This window comes from Pantoea sp. CFCC18177 (assembly GCF_059412425.1).
In genome coordinates, this window is the sequence record NZ_JBNBPL010000042.1 from 9555 (window position 1) to 25806 (window position 16252).

Here is a 16252-nt window from a genome sequence, read left to right on the forward strand (position 1 = left end):
AGAAAGCCGCCCACTCAGGCGGCTTTTTTGACCGTAAAGCAGAAGGCCAGTGGTAAAATTTTTTGCTTACCACTGGCCTCCCAATTCCCGCCTTTTGCATGTTTATCTTTGCGTCGATAACTGCCTTTCCCTTTATGATTTTGCTCAACTCGCTGACGAAATAGCGGGTCATGAAGCAGTGCCTCAATGGCATTATCGTTAATCTTACCTTTTCGATGTTGATAGCGACTCATAATGTCCTCCAGTGAATAATGGCGAAACTATAGGCTTTCCCGTGTGGAATTCAATCCTTGCCACAACAAATTTCTGCATGCGGTTCTTCTCCTTTTTCCAGCGCTTCAAGGATAGAGCAACAGGCACTGCTGTGCTGATCGCCGCAGCAGGTCTCGGCTAAACGTTCCAGTGAGCGCTGCATGATTTGCAGTTCTGCAATCATGCCATTCACTTCCTCTAAGCGCTTAGCGACGATCGCTTTCGATTCCTGGCAAGTGTGATGTTCAGGATCGATACGGATCGATAACAGACCCCGGATCGAATCCAGACTAAACCCAAGCTGTCGCCCATAGCGGATAAAGCGCAGACGCTGCAGGTCTTCATCACTGTAAAGACGAAACCCACCCTGAGTGCGAATATCATGATCCATCATTTGCTGTTTTTCATAAAAACGGATGGTATCGGGTGTGACATCAGCAAGTTTTGCCAGTTGGCCAATTTTATACATGCTACTTCTCCTGCTGCAGACGCTGACTGATGGATTCGCGATAGTCACTGCGTAAAAAGTCGGTGCTCATCCCGGCCTGACGCAACTGCATCTCTAACAAAGTGAGTTTTTTATGCAGACTTTCAGCTTGCTGATCGGCGGGATCCAACTGTCGTAAAAGATCGTTGATCTCCAGCGCTTCGCGCCGCATTGCCAGTTCAGGAGGTAAGAAGCCGGCGTTTTTCAGCAAACGGTAGGCGCTACGTAGTTCAGGTGGCACAGCACTATCATCATCCAATTGCAAAGGCGCACCTTCTCCAGGCAGATTACTCAGTTCACCTTTTTCCTGCGCGGCGCGGATGTGCTGTTCTACAAGTTGATCGATAAACCACATAATGAACTCCTGCTAAAAGTACAGTGTTCAGCTTAGCGAAAGAGGAGAGGAATGGCAGGCAATAAAAAACCCGCCGAAGCGGGTTTTCTACGTTGCTACAGATTACTCTGCAACAGCTTCTGCTTGAGCTTCTGGACGATCAACCAGCTCGATGTAAGCCATCGGAGCGTTGTCACCAGCACGGAAGCCACACTTCAGAATACGAGTGTAACCACCGGCACGGCTCGCGAAACGCGGGCCCAGCTCGTTAAACAGTTTTGCCACGATCTCGTTATCACGAGTGCGGGCGAATGCCAGACGACGATTAGCTACGCTGTCGGTCTTGGCAAGAGTAATCAGCGGCTCAACTACGCGACGCAGTTCTTTGGCTTTCGGCAGAGTCGTTTTGATGATCTCATGACGAACCAGAGAACCGGCCATGTTGCGGAACATAGCCTGACGATGGCTGCTGTTGCGGTTCAGTTGACGACCACTCTTACGATGGCGCATGACCTTATCCTTCTCAGTGAAACCTTAACCTGTGATCTGATTATTCATCAGCAATGCTTGCTGGTGGCCAGTTTTCCAGGCGCATGCCCAGAGACAAACCACGTGAAGCGAGCACATCTTTAATCTCAGTAAGAGATTTTTTACCAAGGTTAGGCGTTTTAAGCAGCTCAACCTCGGTACGCTGTACCAGATCACCGATGTAGTGGATAGCTTCTGCCTTAAGGCAGTTAGCAGAGCGGACAGTCAATTCCAGATCGTCAACAGGGCGCAGCAGGATCGGATCGAATTCTGGTTTCTCTTCTTTCACTTCCGGCTGACGTACATCACGTAAGTCAACGAAAGCTTCCAGTTGTTCTGCCAGGATGGTTGCCGCACGACGAATCGCCTCTTCAGGATCGATTGTGCCGTTGGTTTCCATTTCGATGACCAGCTTGTCCAGGTCGGTGCGCTGTTCTACACGCGCTGCTTCAACATTGTAGGCGATACGGTCTACAGGGCTGTAGCAAGCGTCAACCAACAGACGGCCGATTGGGCGCTCATCTTCTTCCGAATGAATTCGGGCAGAAGCCGGCACATAACCACGACCACGCTGAACTTTGATGCGCATGCTAATAGATGCGTTTTCATCGGTCAGATGGCAGATCACATGCTGCGGCTTGACGATTTCGACATCACCGTCGTGGGTGATATCGGCTGCAGTCACAGGGCCAATGCCAGATTTATTCAAGGTGAGAATAACTTCATCTTTACCCTGAACTCTTACCGCCAGCCCTTTCAGATTGAGCAGGATTTCCAGGATATCTTCCTGTACGCCCTCTTTGGTGGAGTACTCGTGCAGCACGCCATCAATCTCAACCTCGGTCACCGCGCAACCCGGCATGGAAGAAAGCAGAATACGGCGCAGTGCGTTGCCAAGAGTATGGCCAAAGCCACGCTCTAACGGCTCAAGGGTCACCTTGGCGTGCGTCGAACTCACTTGCTCGATATCTACCAGGCGCGGTTTTAGAAACTCTGTCACAGAACCCTGCATTGTGTCCTCTCTTTGGTACTAAGCTTTACTTAGAGTAAAGCTCGACGATCAGGTGTTCGTTAATGTCCGCAGACAGATCAGTACGTTCAGGCATACGCTTGAACACACCTTCCATCTTGGTCGCATCAACTTCCAGCCAGGTTGGCTTTTCACGCTGCTCAGCCAGCTCCAGAGCGGCCTTCACGCGAGATTGCTGTTTGGCTTTCTCACGGATGCTTACGACATCATTCGGAGATACCTGATAAGAAGCGATGTTAACAACGCGACCGTTTACCAGGATAGATTTATGGCTAACCAGCTGACGTGCTTCTGCACGAGTGGCGCCAAAGCCCATACGGTAAACAACGTTATCCAGACGACCTTCCAGCAGAGCCAACAGGTTTTCACCGGTGTTGCCTTTCAGACGTGCTGCTTCTTTATAGTAGTTACGGAACTGACGCTCCAGCACGCCGTAGATACGACGAACTTTCTGCTTCTCACGCAACTGGCCGCCGTAGTCAGACAGACGCGGTTTACGCGCACCATGCTGACCAGGTGGTTGTTCAATTTTGCACTTGGTATCGATCGCGCGAACGCCAGACTTAAGGAATAAGTCGGTGCCCTCACGACGGCTCAGCTTGAGCTTAGGACCCAAATATCTTGCCATTTTCTTTCTCCAACTAACCTAAAAACGGGCGTTAAACGCGACGTTTTTTCGGCGGACGACAACCGTTGTGAGGGATTGGAGTCACATCAGTAATATTAGTGATGCGGAAACCAGCAGCGTTCAGAGCACGAATAGTTGATTCGCGACCCGGACCTGGACCCTTAACCATAACTTCCAGATTCTTAATACCGTAATCTTTCACTGCTTCTGCACAGCGCTCTGCAGCTACCTGAGCAGCAAACGGAGTAGATTTACGTGAACCGCGGAAACCGGAACCACCGGCGGTTGCCCAACCCAGTGCGTTACCCTGACGATCAGTGATGGTAACGATGGTGTTGTTAAAAGATGCATGGACATGAGCCACGCCATCTGAGACTTGCTTTCTTACACGCTTGCGTGCACGAACTGGTGCCTTTGCCATTATTTACTCACCCCGATTATTTCTTGATCGGTTTACGCGGACCCTTACGGGTACGTGCATTGGTCTTAGTACGCTGACCGCGAACTGGCAGACCACGACGATGGCGTAAACCACGATAGCAACCAAGGTCCATCAGACGCTTGATGCTCAGGGTGATTTCACGGCGCAGATCACCTTCAACAACGAATTTACCAACTGCTTCACGCAGCTGTTCAATTTGTTCTTCAGACAGCTCTCTGATCTTAACATCTTCGGCGATGCCCGTTGAAGCGCAGATGGCTTTAGAACGGGTTTTGCCGATTCCGAAAATCGAAGTTAATGCGATTACGGTATGTTTTTGATCAGGAATGTTAATGCCTGCTATACGGGCCACTATGCACTCCTATAATTAAATAAATGCGTCCCATGCTGAAAAGCCCGTTTTCAGGATACTCAAATGGTAACGCATCGACATACAAAAGATTGGCTGGCTAATCTAGCCAGCTCAACCCGACTTTGCAAGAAAAATATGTGACTATATCAGCCTTGGCGTTGTTTATGCTTTGGCTCGGCGCTGCAGATCACACGTACGACACCGTCGCGACGGATGATTTTGCAGTTACGACATAATTTCTTGACGGAAGCACGAACTTTCATTTTTACTCTCCGTAACTTCTCAAGCGCCTGAATTAACGGCTGTAGCCTTTCAGGTTAGCTTTCTTCAATGCAGACTCATACTGACTCGACATCATCAGAGTTTGCACTTGAGCCATAAAGTCCATGATGACAACCACTACGATAAGCAGCGATGTGCCGCCAAAGTAGAAGGGAACCTTCATGGCATCACGCATGAACTCCGGGATCAGGCAGATAAAGGTAATATACAGTGCGCCGATTAAGGTCAGACGTGTCATTACTTTATCGATATACTTCGCCGTTTGCTCTCCCGGACGAATTCCCGGTACGAATGCACCAGACTTCTTCAGGTTATCTGCTGTTTCACGTGGGTTGAACACCAACGCCGTGTAGAAGAAACAGAAGAAGATGATTGCAGTCGCATAGAGTAGCACATATAGCGGCTGTCCTGGTTGCAAATACAGCGAAATTGTTGTCAGCCAGTTCCAACCGGTACCGCCCCCGAACCATGACGCGATGGTTGCTGGGAACAGAATAATGCTGGAAGCAAAAATAGCCGGGATTACGCCCGCCATATTCACTTTCAACGGTAAATGTGTGCTCTGTGCAGCATATACACGACGACCTTGCTGACGTTTAGCGTAGTTGACCACAATGCGGCGCTGGCCACGCTCAACGAAAATAACAAAGAACGTCACTGCAAATACAAGAACTGCAACCAACAGCAACAGAAGGAAGTGCAGGTCACCTTGCCGCGCTTGCTCGATGGTATGGCCAATGGCCGGCGGAAGACCCGCAACAATACCCGCGAAGATAATGATCGAGATACCGTTACCGATACCTCGTTCAGTAATCTGTTCGCCCAGCCACATCAGGAACATTGTCCCGGTAACCAGACTTACAACAGCGGTAAAGTAGAATGCGAAACCTGGATTCATCACCAGGCCTTGCATTCCAGGCATATTCGGCAGACCGGTAGCAATACCGATCGACTGGAATACAGCCAGAACCAGGGTGCCATAGCGAGTGTACTGGCTAATCTTACGACGACCAGCTTCACCCTCTTTCTTAATCTCGGCCAACGCTGGATGAACCACCGTCAGCAACTGGATAATAATAGAGGCCGAAATATACGGCATAATACCCAGTGCGAAGATTGAGGCACGACTGAGAGCACCACCAGAGAACATGTTAAACATTTCAATGATGGTGCCACGCTGTTGCTCAAGCAGTTTGGCAAGTACAGTGGCATCGATACCGGGGATTGGAATAAAAGAGCCAATACGGAAGACAATCAGTGCACCGATTACAAACAACAGTCTGCGCTTCAGTTCACCAAAGCCACCTTTGGCACTTTGAAAATCTAATCCCGGTTGCTTTGCCATCTGCTACTTATTCCTCGATTTTACCGCCAGCAGCTTCGATCGCAGCACGAGCACCTTTGGTGACACGCAGACCACGAATCGTTACCGGAGCAGAAACTTCACCAGACAGAATCACTTTCGCGAATTCGATCTGAACACCGATGATGTTAGCTGCTTTCAAAGTATTCAGGTCAACAATACCGCCTTCAACTTTCGCCAGGTCAGACAGACGAACTTCTGCAGTGACCATTGCTTTGCGAGAGGTGAAACCGAATTTCGGCAGACGACGGTACAGAGGCATCTGGCCACCCTCGAAACCGCGACGTACGCCACCGCCAGAACGAGAGTTCTGACCTTTGTGACCACGACCACCGGTTTTACCGAGACCAGAACCGATACCACGACCCAGACGCTTAGAAGCGTGTTTAGACCCTTCGGCCGGAGACAGAGTGTTTAAACGCATCTCTTACTCCTCCACTTTCAGCATGTAGGAAATCGCGTTAACCATACCGCGTACAGCAGGCGTGTCTTCACGCTCAACGGTATGACCAATACGACGCAGACCCAAGCCAACCAGAGTGGCTTTGTGCTTAGGCAGGCGGCCGATTGAACTGCGGGTTTGTGTAATTTTAATAGTCTTAGCCATCGTGATTACCCCAGAATTTCTTCAACGGATTTACCACGCTTGGCAGCGACCATTTCTGGAGAATTCATATTGCCCAGGCCATCGATAGTTGCACGAACCACGTTAATCGGGTTAGTAGAACCATACGCTTTAGCCAGAACGTTATGTACTCCAGCGACTTCTAAAACAGCGCGCATTGCACCGCCGGCGATGATACCGGTACCTTCAGAAGCCGGCTGCATGAACACACGAGAACCCGTGTGAGCACCTTTAACAGGGTGCTGCAGGGTGCCGTGAGTCAGCGCGACGTTAATCATGTTGCGACGGGCTTTTTCCATCGCTTTCTGGATCGCTGCTGGAACTTCACGCGCTTTACCGTAACCAAAACCAACGCGGCCGTTACCATCACCCACTACAGTCAGTGCGGTGAAGGAGAAAATACGACCACCTTTTACAGTTTTAGAAACACGGTTTACCGCGATCAGTTTTTCCTGCAGTTCGCCAGCTTGTTTCTCGATGTTTGACATCTTAGACCTCTACCTTAGAACTGAAGGCCAGCTTCACGGGCAGCATCTGCCAGTGCCTGGACACGACCATGATATTGGAACCCGGAACGGTCGAAAGAAACATTAGTAATGCCTTTCTCGACAGCGCGCTCAGCCAGAGCTTTACCTACAGCTGCAGCAGCGTCTTTGTTACCGGTATACTTCAGTTGTTCGGCAATAGCTTTTTCTACAGTAGAAGCAGCAACCAAAACTTCGGAACCGTTCGGGGCGATCACCTGTGCGTAGATATGACGCGGGGTACGATGTACCACCAGGCGAGTAGCACCCAGCTCTTTGAGCTTGCGACGTGCACGGGTCGCACGACGGATACGAGCAGATTTCTTATCCATAGTGTTACCTTACTTCTTCTTAGCCTCTTTGGTACGCACGACTTCGTCGGCGTAACGAACACCCTTGCCTTTGTAAGGCTCAGGACGACGGTAGGCGCGCAGATCCGCTGCAACCTGACCAATCAGCTGCTTATCAGCGCCTTTCAGCACGATTTCAGTCTGAGTTGGACATTCAGCAGTGATGCCGGCCGGCAGTGCATGGTCAACAGGGTGAGAGAAGCCCAGGGCCAAGCTCACAGAGTTGCCTTTAACAGCTGCACGATAACCAACACCAACCAGTTGCAGCTTCTTGGTGAAGCCTTCGGTAACACCGATAACCATGCCGTTCAGCAGCGCACGAGCAGTACCTGCCTGTGCCCAAGCGTCCGCAAAACCTTCGCGTGGAGCGAAAGTCAGGGCGTTGTCTGCATGCTTAACTTCTACAGCACTGTTGATAGTACGAGTCAGCTCGCCGTTTTTGCCTTTGATCGAAACTTCCTGACCGTTGAGTTTTACCTCTACGCCCGCAGGAACAACGACAGGTGCTTTTGCAACACGAGACATTTTATCCTCCGATTACGCTACGTAGCAGATAATTTCGCCACCAAGACCAGCTTGGCGCGCTGCACGATCAGTCATGACACCTTTAGAGGTAGAAATTACAGCGATGCCCAGACCAGCCATTACTTTTGGCAGCTCATCTTTTTTCTTATAGATGCGCAGACCTGGACGGCTAACACGCTGAATGCTCTCTACCACAGACTTGCCCTGGAAATACTTAAGAGTCAGTTCCAGTTCAGGCTTGGTGTCGCCTTCGATTTTAAAATCTTCAATGTAGCCTTCTTCCTTCAGCACGTTGGCAATTGCCACTTTCAGCTTGGAGGAAGGCATAGAGACCGCAACTTTGTTCGCGGCTTGACCGTTACGGATACGGGTCAGCATATCCGCGATCGGATCTTGCATGCTCATCTGTGTTACTCCCGTGATTCAAATGGTGACAATTACCAGCTAGCCTTTTTCAGACCCGGGATTTCACCGCGCATTGCGGCTTCACGGACCTTGATACGGCTCAACCCAAACTTCCGCAGGAAACCGTGCGGACGACCTGTCTGACGGCAGCGGTTACGCTGACGGGAAGGGCTGGAATCACGCGGCAGACTCTGCAGCTTAAGAACAGCATCCCAACGGTCTTCGTCGGATGCGTTCACATCAGAAATGATCGCTTTCAGCTCAACGCGCTTAGCGAAGAACTTGTCTGCTAATTTTACACGCTTAACTTCGCGTGCTTTCATAGATTGCTTAGCCATTAAGTAACCCTACCTTACTTGCGGAACGGGAAGTCAAAGGCAGCCAGCAGAGCACGGCCTTCATCATCAGATTTCGCAGTAGTGGTAATGGTAATATCCAAACCACGAACGCGATCGACTTTGTCGTAGTCGATTTCTGGGAAGATGATCTGCTCACGAACGCCCATGCTGTAGTTACCACGACCATCGAAAGACTTAGCGGACAAGCCACGGAAGTCACGAATACGTGGAACAGCAATAGTGATCAGACGCTCAAAGAACTCCCACATGCGCTCGCCGCGCAGAGTTACTTTACAGCCGATCGGATAGCCCTGACGGATTTTGAAGCCTGCAACTGATTTGCGTGCTTTGGTGATCAACGGCTTTTGACCGGAGATTGCTGCCAGGTCAGCTGCTGCGTTATCCAGCAGTTTCTTGTCAGCGATCGCTTCACCAACACCCATGTTCAGGGTGATCTTCTCGACCCGAGGGACTTGCATGACAGAATTGTAGCCGAACTCAGACATGAGTTTCTGGACTACTTCGTCTTTGTAGTAATCATGCAGTTTCGCCATCGTACTACTCCAAATTACTTGATAGTTTCGCTATTAGACTTGAAGAAACGGACTTTTTTGCCTTCTTCGAATCTAAAGCCTACACGGTCAGCCTTGCCGGTTGCCGCATTGAAGATTGCAACGTTAGAAACCTGAATAGCAGCTTCTTTTTCAACGATGCCGCCTGGTTGGTTCAGAGCCGGGACAGGCTTCTGATGTTTTTTAACCAGGTTGATACCTTCAACGATGACCTTACCAGAAGTCAGGACATTCTTTACTTTACCGCGCTTACCTTTATCTTTGCCGGTAAGCACAATAACTTCGTCATTGCGACGGATTTTCGCTGCCATTGCTCGCTCCTTAGAGTACTTCTGGTGCCAGAGAGATAATTTTCATGAACTTTTCAGTACGAAGTTCACGAGTTACCGGCCCAAAAATACGCGTACCGATAGGCTGCTCGCTGTTATTGTTTAAAATAACGCATGCATTACCATCGAAGCGAATGACAGAACCGTCCGGGCGACGAACACCCTTCCTGGTGCGCACCACTACCGCCTTCAGGACATCACCTTTTTTCACCTTACCACGTGGAATTGCTTCCTTGATGGTAACTTTGATGATATCGCCGACGCCTGCGTAGCGACGGTGCGAGCCACCCAGAACCTTGATACACATTACGCGACGTGCACCGGAGTTGTCGGCGACGTTCAGCATAGTCTGTTCTTGGATCATTTTAGTGCTCCGCTAATGTCAACTACTACTTCGGGACCCAAACCTCAGGTCGTTAAAAAGCCCCATAATTGAGGGCGCGGCATTATAACACCGGTTCTCGCAGATGGGTAGAAAAAATGAACGGCTCAGACGAGCCGTTCATTTTATTTTTTAGAGGAAACGGATTCTATTACAGAATCGCTTTCTCTACAACGCGAACCAGAGCCCAAGACTTAGTCTTAGACAGTGGACGGGTTTCGCGGATTTCTACCACGTCACCAATTCCACACTCGTTGTTCTCGTCATGGATGTGCAGCTTAGTCGTACGCTTGATGAATTTACCGTAGATCGGGTGCTTCACGACACGTTCGATAGCAACAACTGCAGATTTCTGCATTTTGTCACTAATAACACGACCCTGCAGAGTACGGATTTTATCGGTCATTACGCCGCCTTCTCAGTCAGTAAAGTCTTAACACGTGCAACATCACGGCGCACTTGCTTCAGCAGATGGGTCTGCTGCAGCTGGCCAGATGCTGCCTGCATGCGCAGGTTAAACTGCTCACGCAGAAGGTTAAGAAGCTCAGTGTTCAGCTCTTCAACGCTTTTTTCACGCAGCTCATTTGCTTTCATTACATCACCGTCTTAGTTACAAAGGTGGTTTTGATAGGCAGTTTTGCTGCTGCCAGCTTGAAGGCTTCACGGGCCAGCTCTTCAGGTACACCGTCCATTTCATACAGGACTTTACCTGGCTGGATCAGGGCAACCCAATACTCCACGTTACCCTTACCTTTACCCATACGCACTTCGAGCGGCTTCTCGGTGATTGGTTTGTCCGGGAATACACGGATCCAAATCTTACCTTGACGCTTAACTGCACGGGTCATAGCACGACGTGCTGCTTCGATCTGACGAGCAGTCAGACGACCACGGCCAACAGCTTTCAGACCGAAAGTACCGAAGCTGACATCCGTACCCTGCGCCAGACCACGGTTGCGGCCTTTGTGCACTTTACGGAATTTCGTACGCTTTGGTTGTAACATCAGCGACTCTCCTTACTTACGGCCTTTACGCTGCTGCTTTTTAGGTTGAGCAGCCGGTTCCGGTTGTTCAACAGCAGCCATACCACCCAGGATCTCACCTTTGAAGATCCATACCTTAACGCCGATTACACCATAAGTGGTGTGCGCTTCAGAGGTGTTGTAGTCAATGTCTGCACGCAGAGTGTGCAGTGGTACGCGACCTTCACGGTACCATTCGGTACGTGCGATCTCGGCACCGCCCAAACGGCCGCTGACTTCAACTTTAATACCCTTCGCGCCCAGACGCATTGCGTTCTGTACCGCACGCTTCATAGCACGACGGAACATCACACGACGCTCCAGCTGTGAAGTGATGCTGTCAGCAACCAATTTAGCGTCCAGTTCCGGCTTACGGACTTCGGCGATGTTGATCTGTGCAGGAACGCCAGCGATTTTCGCGACGACCGAGCGCAGTTTTTCTACGTCTTCACCTTTCTTACCGATAACGATACCCGGGCGAGCGGTGTGAATGGTCACACGGATGCTCTTAGCCGGACGCTCGATAACGATACGAGATACAGACGCTTTAGCCAGTTCCTTAGTAAGGAACTGACGTACTTTAAAATCGCTGTCCAGGTTGTCAGCGAATTCTTTGGTGTTCGCAAACCAGGTAGAGTTCCATGGTTTTACAATACCCAGGCGAATACCATTAGGATGTACTTTCTGACCCATTGCTAGTCTCCAGAGTCTCAGCGATCGGACACAACCACAGTAATGTGGCTGGTGCGCTTCAGGATGCGATCTGCACGACCTTTCGCACGCGGCATAATGCGCTTCATGCTTGGGCCTTCGTCTACGAAGATTTTCGCGACTTTCAGATCGTCGATATCAGCGCCATCGTTGTGTTCGGCGTTCGCAATGGCAGATTCCAGTACTTTCTTAACCAACACAGCAGCTTTCTTGTTGGTGTAAGTCAGAATATCCAGAGCCTGCGACACTTTCTTACCGCGAATCAGGTCAGCAACAAGGCGGACCTTCTGAGCAGAAGAACGAGCATGGCGATGTTGAGCAATAGTTTCCATCTCTTCCTCCTACTTATTTCTTCTTGGCTTTCTTATCTGCAGCATGGCCGCGATAAGTACGTGTCGGTGCAAATTCACCCAGTTTGTGGCCGACCATTTCGTCGGAAACAAAGACAGGAACGTGCTGACGACCATTATGGACAGCGATGGTCAAACCGATCATGTTAGGGAAGATCGTTGAACGACGGGACCAAGTGCGCAGGGGCTTCTTGTCACCGCTTTCCACCGCTTTCTCTACCTTCTTCAGCAAGTGCAGGTCAATAAAAGGACCTTTCTTGAGAGAACGTGGCATGGCTTATCCTCTAAAATTATTTGCTACGGCGACGTACGATAAATTTATCAGTACGCTTGTTGCTACGGGTCTTCTTACCTTTGGTCTGAACGCCCCACGGAGTTACCGGGTGCTTACCAAAGTTACGACCTTCACCACCACCGTGCGGGTGATCGACTGGGTTCATCGCAGTACCGCGAACGGTAGGACGAACACCACGCCAACGGGTTGCACCAGCTTTACCCAGAACGCGCAGCATGTGCTCAGCGTTACCGACTTCGCCCAGGGTTGCGCGGCAGTCGATTTCGACTTTACGCATTTCGCCAGAACGCAGACGCAGGGTTACGTAGGAACCATCACGCGCAACGATCTGCACGTAAGTACCAGCTGAGCGAGCAATCTGACCGCCTTTGCCTGGTTTCATTTCTACGTTGTGAACGGTAGAACCCACCGGGATGTTACGCATAGGCAGGGTGTTACCCGCTTTAATCGCAGCATCAACGCCAGATTGAACCTGATCACCAGCTTTCAGGCCTTTAGGGGCCAGGATGTAACGGCGCTCGCCATCTTTGTACAGAACCAGTGCGATGTTCGCAGAACGGTTCGGATCGTACTCAAGACGCTCAACAACTGCTGGGATACCATCTTTGTTGCGTTTGAAGTCAACAATACGGTAAGCCTGCTTGTGACCACCACCGATATGACGGGTAGTGATACGACCATTGTTGTTACGACCACCGGATTTGCTGTTTTTTTCTAACAGCGGAGCAAAAGGTTTGCCCTTGTGCAGCTCTGGGTTCACCACTTTAACTACGTGACGACGACCCGGAGATGTCGGTTTACATTTAACAACTGCCATTGTCTTTCTCCTCCGACTTACTCAGCGCCGCCGACGAAGTCCAGGTTCTGGCCTTCCTTCAGGGTGACGTAAGCTTTTTTCCAGTCGCTACGACGACCGATACGCTGTCCGTGACGCTTAACTTTACCCTTAACAACCAAGGTGTTTACGTCTTTAACTTCAACTTCGAACAGTTTCTCAACAGCAGCAACGATCTCTGCTTTGGTCGCGTCTTTAGCAACTTTGAGAACGATGGTATTGGTTTTTTCCATCGCAGTAGATGCTTTTTCAGATACGTGCGGCGCGCGCACGACTTTCAGCAGACGTTCTTCACGGATCATGCCAGCATCTCCTCAACTTGCTTAACTGCTTCCGCAGTCATAACGACTTTGTCGAAGGCGATCAGGCTAACTGGGTCGATACCCGCTGCATCACGCACGTCAACCTTGTACAGGTTACGCGCAGCCAGGAACAGATTCTCATCCAGTTCGCCGGTGATGATCAGCACGTCTTCCAGCGCCATGTCTTTCAGTTTCTGTGCCAGCAGCTTGGTTTTCGGTGCTTCTACAGAGAACGTCTCGACAACGATCAGACGGTCCTGACGTACCAGTTCGGACAGGATGCTTTTCAGCGCGCCGCGGTACATCTTTTTGTTAACTTTTTGACTGTGGTCCTGTGGACGCGCAGCGAAGGTCACGCCACCTGAACGCCAGATCGGGCTCTTTACAGAACCTGAACGCGCACGGCCGGTACCTTTCTGGCGCCAAGGCTTTTTGCCTGAACCAGTTACTTCAGCACGAGTTTTCTGCGCACGAGTACCCTGACGAGCACCAGCGGCATAAGCAACAACAACCTGGTGAACCAGCGCTTCGTTGAAATCACGACCGAAGGTAGTTTCGGAAACAGTCAGCGCGCTCTGCGCGTCTTTCAGTACTAATTCCATTGCTATCCCCTTACGCCTTCACAGCTGGTTTAACAATCAGGTCGCTGCCGGTTGCACCCGGAACAGCACCTTTGACCAGCAGCAGGTTGCGCTCAGCGTCAACACGTACCACTTCCAGGCTCTGAACGGTTACGCGCTCATTACCCAGCTGACCAGCCATTTTCTTGCCTTTGAACACTTTGCCCGGAGTCTGGTTCTGACCGATAGAACCCGGAACGCGGTGAGACAAGGAGTTACCGTGTGTAGCGTCCTGGGTACGGAAGTTCCAGCGCTTAACGGTACCTGCGAAACCTTTACCTTTAGAGGTACCGGTAACGTCTACTTTTTTAACTTCAGCGAAGATTTCAACACTGATGCTCTGGCCTACTGAGTACTCTTCACCTTCGGTGCGGAATTCCCACAGACCACGGCCAGCTTCAACGCCAGCTTTAGCAAAATGACCTGCTTCTGGTTTGCCAACACGGTTTGCTTTTTTAGCACCGGTGGTCACCTGGATAGCTTGGTAACCGTCGTTTTCCAGGCCTTTGACCTGAGTAACGCGGTTTGCTTCAACTTCGATTACGGTTACTGGGATTGAAACGCCATCTTCAGTGAAGATGCGGGTCATGCCCACTTTTTTACCGACTAAACCAATCATTGTATCAACCTCTCAATCGCTCGATGACCTGATTAACCCAGGCTGATCTGCACGTCAACACCGGCAGCCAGATCCAGACGCATCAGTGCATCAACGGTTTTTTCAGTTGGCTCAACGATGTCTACCAGACGCTTGTGAGTGCGAATTTCGTACTGATCACGCGCGTCTTTGTTAACGTGCGGAGAGATCAGAACGGTAAAACGCTCTTTGCGAGTTGGCAGCGGGATCGGACCACGTACCTGCGCACCAGTGCGCTTGGCAGTCTCAACGATTTCCGCGGTTGATTGATCGATCAGGCGATGATCAAACGCTTTAAGACGGATACGGATTCTTTGGTTCGACATGAGACCAAGGCTCCAAACATTTTATAAACGAAAAGAATTACTACCCACACCCATTACGATTGATGGAGGAGTGTAATCGTTCAGCATATAACTCCCCAATCGGGAGTATTGTCAGGCGATACATCACTCGCTATCGCCTGCGATTCTGCTCGAATCGCGCCATACCAATATCGGCAGGCCCGCGCATTATACGCAAATCAGTTCAGGAAGCAACCCGTGATGCGTTTTTAACCACATCATTTCAACTAAAAGACAAAAAAGCCTGTACCGATCGGATAACGACCCGTACAGGCTCACGACATTGCTGATGCAAAATGGGTTAGTCCGCGTGCTCTTCTTGTTGTAATTGGGCCTGCAGGTAATTCTGCAAACCGAGTTTTTGTACCAGGTCGAGTTCTGTCTCCAGCCAGTCGATGTGATGTTCTTCCTCACTCAGAATCTCAATCATCATGTCACGGCTTACGTAGTCATGAACTTTGTCAGCATAGGCGATGGCTTCACGTAAATCCTTCGCCCCTTCCAACTCCAACGTCAGATCGGATTGCAACATCTCCGGGACATCTTCACCAATGCGCAGCCTGCCCAGATCCTGAAGATTGGGAATGCCTTCAAGAAACAGAATGCGCTCGATGTACTTATCCGCGTGCTTCATTTCATCAATGGATTCGTGATACTCGACGTTGTTGAGGCGAATCAGCCCCCAGTTTTTGAACATGCGCGCATGAAGAAAGTACTGATTAATCGCAACCAGTTCATTCCCCAGCAGTTTATTGAGATGCGTTATGATTTTACTGTCGCCCTTCATTTTGCTTCCTCCGCTTCCAGGTAAATAGATCGTAGATGCGGATAAAAAGAAGTCAAAAAAACTGGACAGTTTTTGTGGTTATTAGGGTCTGGAAGGAATTATCAGGCTATCTCTTTGTACAGAGGCACCTTCTGCAACTCGTCATCCATGATCTCACGCGCCACGCGAATACACTTGCCGCACTGTTTACCGATAGGAACCAGCTGACGCAAATGCTGAATGGATTTGGGCTGATAACGACGAACAACTTCGCGGAGGGTTTTATCACTCACGGCATTACACAGACAGACGTACATTTACTGCATGCTCCAGTACAATTTCTGATCAAAGTGTAAATGAGAATGGTTTTTATTTCAAACGTAGATTTTGTGTGGTTTTTCTATCTGTCATGAAATTTTGACGAAAAAAAAGAGCACCGAAGTGCTCTTCTTTCGTGCTGCGGTGGCCACCTAAGCAGCCACCGGCATTAACGCAATTAAGCGATAATTTCAGCAACAACGCCCGCACCAACAGTACGGCCGCCTTCACGGATTGCGAAACGCAGACCCTGATCCATAGCGATTGGCTTGATCAGAGTAACAGTCATTTTCACGTTGTCGCC

General features: G+C 50.1%; 34 protein-coding genes. All 34 read right to left on the reverse strand.

The annotated features are described in order from the left end of the window. Positions 1 to 14: 14 nt before the first annotated feature. The gene (locus ACPUC8_RS25365) at positions 15 to 233 is read right to left on the reverse strand and encodes an alternative ribosome-rescue factor A (protein ID WP_494927707.1); all 219 of its coding nucleotides are present in this window, start codon (positions 231 to 233) and stop codon (positions 15 to 17) included. 50 nt (positions 234 to 283) lie between these two features. Then, on the reverse strand, positions 284 to 721 hold the full coding sequence (zntR, locus tag ACPUC8_RS25370) for a Zn(2+)-responsive transcriptional regulator (protein ID WP_494927708.1): 438 nt from the start codon (positions 719 to 721) through the stop codon (positions 284 to 286). A gap of 1 nt (position 722) precedes the next feature. Continuing rightward, on the reverse strand, positions 723 to 1094 hold the full coding sequence (locus ACPUC8_RS25375) for a DnaJ family domain-containing protein (RefSeq protein WP_494927709.1): 372 nt from the start codon (positions 1092 to 1094) through the stop codon (positions 723 to 725). A 102-nt stretch (positions 1095 to 1196) separates the two neighbouring features. After that, the gene (gene rplQ, locus ACPUC8_RS25380; protein ID WP_004160560.1) at positions 1197 to 1583 is read right to left on the reverse strand and encodes a 50S ribosomal protein L17; all 387 of its coding nucleotides are present in this window, start codon (positions 1581 to 1583) and stop codon (positions 1197 to 1199) included. 40 nt (positions 1584 to 1623) lie between these two features. Further along, positions 1624 to 2613 (reverse strand): DNA-directed RNA polymerase subunit alpha, encoded by a 990-nt coding sequence (locus ACPUC8_RS25385; protein WP_007891688.1) that lies wholly within the window; start codon positions 2611 to 2613, stop codon positions 1624 to 1626. A gap of 25 nt (positions 2614 to 2638) precedes the next feature. Then, positions 2639 to 3259 carry a 30S ribosomal protein S4 gene (gene rpsD, locus ACPUC8_RS25390; RefSeq protein WP_039330879.1) on the reverse strand — a complete coding sequence of 207 codons (621 nt, stop codon included), beginning with the start codon at positions 3257 to 3259 and terminating at the stop codon, positions 2639 to 2641. A gap of 31 nt (positions 3260 to 3290) precedes the next feature. After that, entirely contained in the window at positions 3291 to 3680 is a 390-nt protein-coding gene (gene rpsK, locus ACPUC8_RS25395; RefSeq protein ID WP_004160563.1) for a 30S ribosomal protein S11, read from the reverse strand. A 16-nt stretch (positions 3681 to 3696) separates the two neighbouring features. After that, positions 3697 to 4053 (reverse strand): 30S ribosomal protein S13, encoded by a 357-nt coding sequence (gene rpsM / locus ACPUC8_RS25400; RefSeq protein ID WP_039330880.1) that lies wholly within the window; start codon positions 4051 to 4053, stop codon positions 3697 to 3699. A gap of 146 nt (positions 4054 to 4199) precedes the next feature. Further along, positions 4200 to 4316 carry a 50S ribosomal protein L36 gene (gene rpmJ, locus ACPUC8_RS25405; protein ID WP_004160566.1) on the reverse strand — a complete coding sequence of 39 codons (117 nt, stop codon included), beginning with the start codon at positions 4314 to 4316 and terminating at the stop codon, positions 4200 to 4202. Between the two features lie 32 nt (positions 4317 to 4348). Further along, positions 4349 to 5680 (reverse strand): preprotein translocase subunit SecY, encoded by a 1332-nt coding sequence (gene secY / locus ACPUC8_RS25410; protein ID WP_039330881.1) that lies wholly within the window; start codon positions 5678 to 5680, stop codon positions 4349 to 4351. Between the two features lie 7 nt (positions 5681 to 5687). Further along, a complete protein-coding gene (rplO, locus tag ACPUC8_RS25415) occupies positions 5688 to 6122 on the reverse strand; it encodes a 50S ribosomal protein L15 (protein ID WP_034830738.1) in 435 nt (144 codons plus the stop codon). Positions 6123 to 6125: 3 nt separating this feature from the next. Further along, complete coding sequence (gene rpmD, locus ACPUC8_RS25420) at positions 6126 to 6305, reverse strand: 50S ribosomal protein L30 (RefSeq protein ID WP_021186404.1); 180 nt, start codon at positions 6303 to 6305, stop codon at positions 6126 to 6128. 5 nt (positions 6306 to 6310) lie between these two features. Further along, positions 6311 to 6811 carry a 30S ribosomal protein S5 gene (rpsE, locus tag ACPUC8_RS25425; protein ID WP_007891679.1) on the reverse strand — a complete coding sequence of 167 codons (501 nt, stop codon included), beginning with the start codon at positions 6809 to 6811 and terminating at the stop codon, positions 6311 to 6313. A 14-nt stretch (positions 6812 to 6825) separates the two neighbouring features. Next, a complete protein-coding gene (gene rplR, locus ACPUC8_RS25430; RefSeq protein WP_008104733.1) occupies positions 6826 to 7179 on the reverse strand; it encodes a 50S ribosomal protein L18 in 354 nt (117 codons plus the stop codon). A 9-nt stretch (positions 7180 to 7188) separates the two neighbouring features. Continuing rightward, a complete protein-coding gene (gene rplF / locus ACPUC8_RS25435; protein WP_039330885.1) occupies positions 7189 to 7722 on the reverse strand; it encodes a 50S ribosomal protein L6 in 534 nt (177 codons plus the stop codon). Between the two features lie 12 nt (positions 7723 to 7734). After that, positions 7735 to 8127, reverse strand: coding sequence for a 30S ribosomal protein S8 (gene rpsH / locus ACPUC8_RS25440; protein ID WP_039330888.1), 393 nt, complete (start codon positions 8125 to 8127; stop codon positions 7735 to 7737). Between the two features lie 32 nt (positions 8128 to 8159). Then, positions 8160 to 8465, reverse strand: coding sequence for a 30S ribosomal protein S14 (rpsN, locus tag ACPUC8_RS25445; protein ID WP_007891666.1), 306 nt, complete (start codon positions 8463 to 8465; stop codon positions 8160 to 8162). A 14-nt stretch (positions 8466 to 8479) separates the two neighbouring features. Then, a complete protein-coding gene (gene rplE / locus ACPUC8_RS25450) occupies positions 8480 to 9019 on the reverse strand; it encodes a 50S ribosomal protein L5 (protein ID WP_006120591.1) in 540 nt (179 codons plus the stop codon). A gap of 14 nt (positions 9020 to 9033) precedes the next feature. Further along, positions 9034 to 9348: a 50S ribosomal protein L24 gene (rplX, locus tag ACPUC8_RS25455; protein WP_039330891.1), complete on the reverse strand. Its 315-nt coding sequence runs from the start codon at positions 9346 to 9348 to the stop codon at positions 9034 to 9036. A 10-nt stretch (positions 9349 to 9358) separates the two neighbouring features. Next, the gene (gene rplN, locus ACPUC8_RS25460) at positions 9359 to 9730 is read right to left on the reverse strand and encodes a 50S ribosomal protein L14 (protein WP_006120590.1); all 372 of its coding nucleotides are present in this window, start codon (positions 9728 to 9730) and stop codon (positions 9359 to 9361) included. Between the two features lie 169 nt (positions 9731 to 9899). Beyond that, a complete protein-coding gene (rpsQ, locus tag ACPUC8_RS25465) occupies positions 9900 to 10154 on the reverse strand; it encodes a 30S ribosomal protein S17 (protein WP_038644333.1) in 255 nt (84 codons plus the stop codon). Next, positions 10154 to 10342 carry a 50S ribosomal protein L29 gene (gene rpmC, locus ACPUC8_RS25470; RefSeq protein WP_039330894.1) on the reverse strand — a complete coding sequence of 63 codons (189 nt, stop codon included), beginning with the start codon at positions 10340 to 10342 and terminating at the stop codon, positions 10154 to 10156. The genes rpsQ and rpmC overlap by 1 nt, the downstream gene beginning before the upstream one ends. Continuing rightward, complete coding sequence (gene rplP / locus ACPUC8_RS25475; RefSeq protein WP_002438716.1) at positions 10342 to 10752, reverse strand: 50S ribosomal protein L16; 411 nt, start codon at positions 10750 to 10752, stop codon at positions 10342 to 10344. Before rplP ends, rpmC begins: the two co-directional genes overlap by 1 nt. Positions 10753 to 10764: 12 nt before the next feature. Continuing rightward, positions 10765 to 11463, reverse strand: coding sequence for a 30S ribosomal protein S3 (gene rpsC, locus ACPUC8_RS25480; protein WP_039330895.1), 699 nt, complete (start codon positions 11461 to 11463; stop codon positions 10765 to 10767). Between the two features lie 17 nt (positions 11464 to 11480). Next, a complete protein-coding gene (rplV, locus tag ACPUC8_RS25485; protein ID WP_007891659.1) occupies positions 11481 to 11813 on the reverse strand; it encodes a 50S ribosomal protein L22 in 333 nt (110 codons plus the stop codon). Between the two features lie 13 nt (positions 11814 to 11826). Further along, complete coding sequence (gene rpsS, locus ACPUC8_RS25490) at positions 11827 to 12105, reverse strand: 30S ribosomal protein S19 (protein ID WP_001138115.1); 279 nt, start codon at positions 12103 to 12105, stop codon at positions 11827 to 11829. A 16-nt stretch (positions 12106 to 12121) separates the two neighbouring features. Further along, positions 12122 to 12943, reverse strand: a complete 822-nt coding sequence (gene rplB / locus ACPUC8_RS25495) for a 50S ribosomal protein L2 (RefSeq protein WP_034830746.1) — start codon at positions 12941 to 12943, stop codon at positions 12122 to 12124. A 17-nt stretch (positions 12944 to 12960) separates the two neighbouring features. Beyond that, positions 12961 to 13263, reverse strand: coding sequence for a 50S ribosomal protein L23 (gene rplW, locus ACPUC8_RS25500; protein ID WP_007891652.1), 303 nt, complete (start codon positions 13261 to 13263; stop codon positions 12961 to 12963). Then, entirely contained in the window at positions 13260 to 13865 is a 606-nt protein-coding gene (gene rplD, locus ACPUC8_RS25505) for a 50S ribosomal protein L4 (protein ID WP_034830751.1), read from the reverse strand. Before rplD ends, rplW begins: the two co-directional genes overlap by 4 nt. Before the next feature lie 10 nt (positions 13866 to 13875). Next, complete coding sequence (rplC, locus tag ACPUC8_RS25510) at positions 13876 to 14502, reverse strand: 50S ribosomal protein L3 (RefSeq protein ID WP_039330898.1); 627 nt, start codon at positions 14500 to 14502, stop codon at positions 13876 to 13878. Between the two features lie 32 nt (positions 14503 to 14534). Next, complete coding sequence (gene rpsJ, locus ACPUC8_RS25515; RefSeq protein ID WP_006120582.1) at positions 14535 to 14846, reverse strand: 30S ribosomal protein S10; 312 nt, start codon at positions 14844 to 14846, stop codon at positions 14535 to 14537. Positions 14847 to 15165: 319 nt separating this feature from the next. Beyond that, positions 15166 to 15651, reverse strand: a complete 486-nt coding sequence (gene bfr / locus ACPUC8_RS25520) for a bacterioferritin (protein ID WP_039330900.1) — start codon at positions 15649 to 15651, stop codon at positions 15166 to 15168. Positions 15652 to 15752: 101 nt separating this feature from the next. Further along, positions 15753 to 15947 (reverse strand): bacterioferritin-associated ferredoxin, encoded by a 195-nt coding sequence (bfd, locus tag ACPUC8_RS25525; RefSeq protein ID WP_039330903.1) that lies wholly within the window; start codon positions 15945 to 15947, stop codon positions 15753 to 15755. Positions 15948 to 16126: 179 nt separating this feature from the next. After that, on the reverse strand, positions 16127 to 16252 hold a 126-nt coding region (locus ACPUC8_RS25530), incomplete at its 5' end, for an EF-Tu C-terminal domain-related protein (RefSeq protein WP_494927706.1).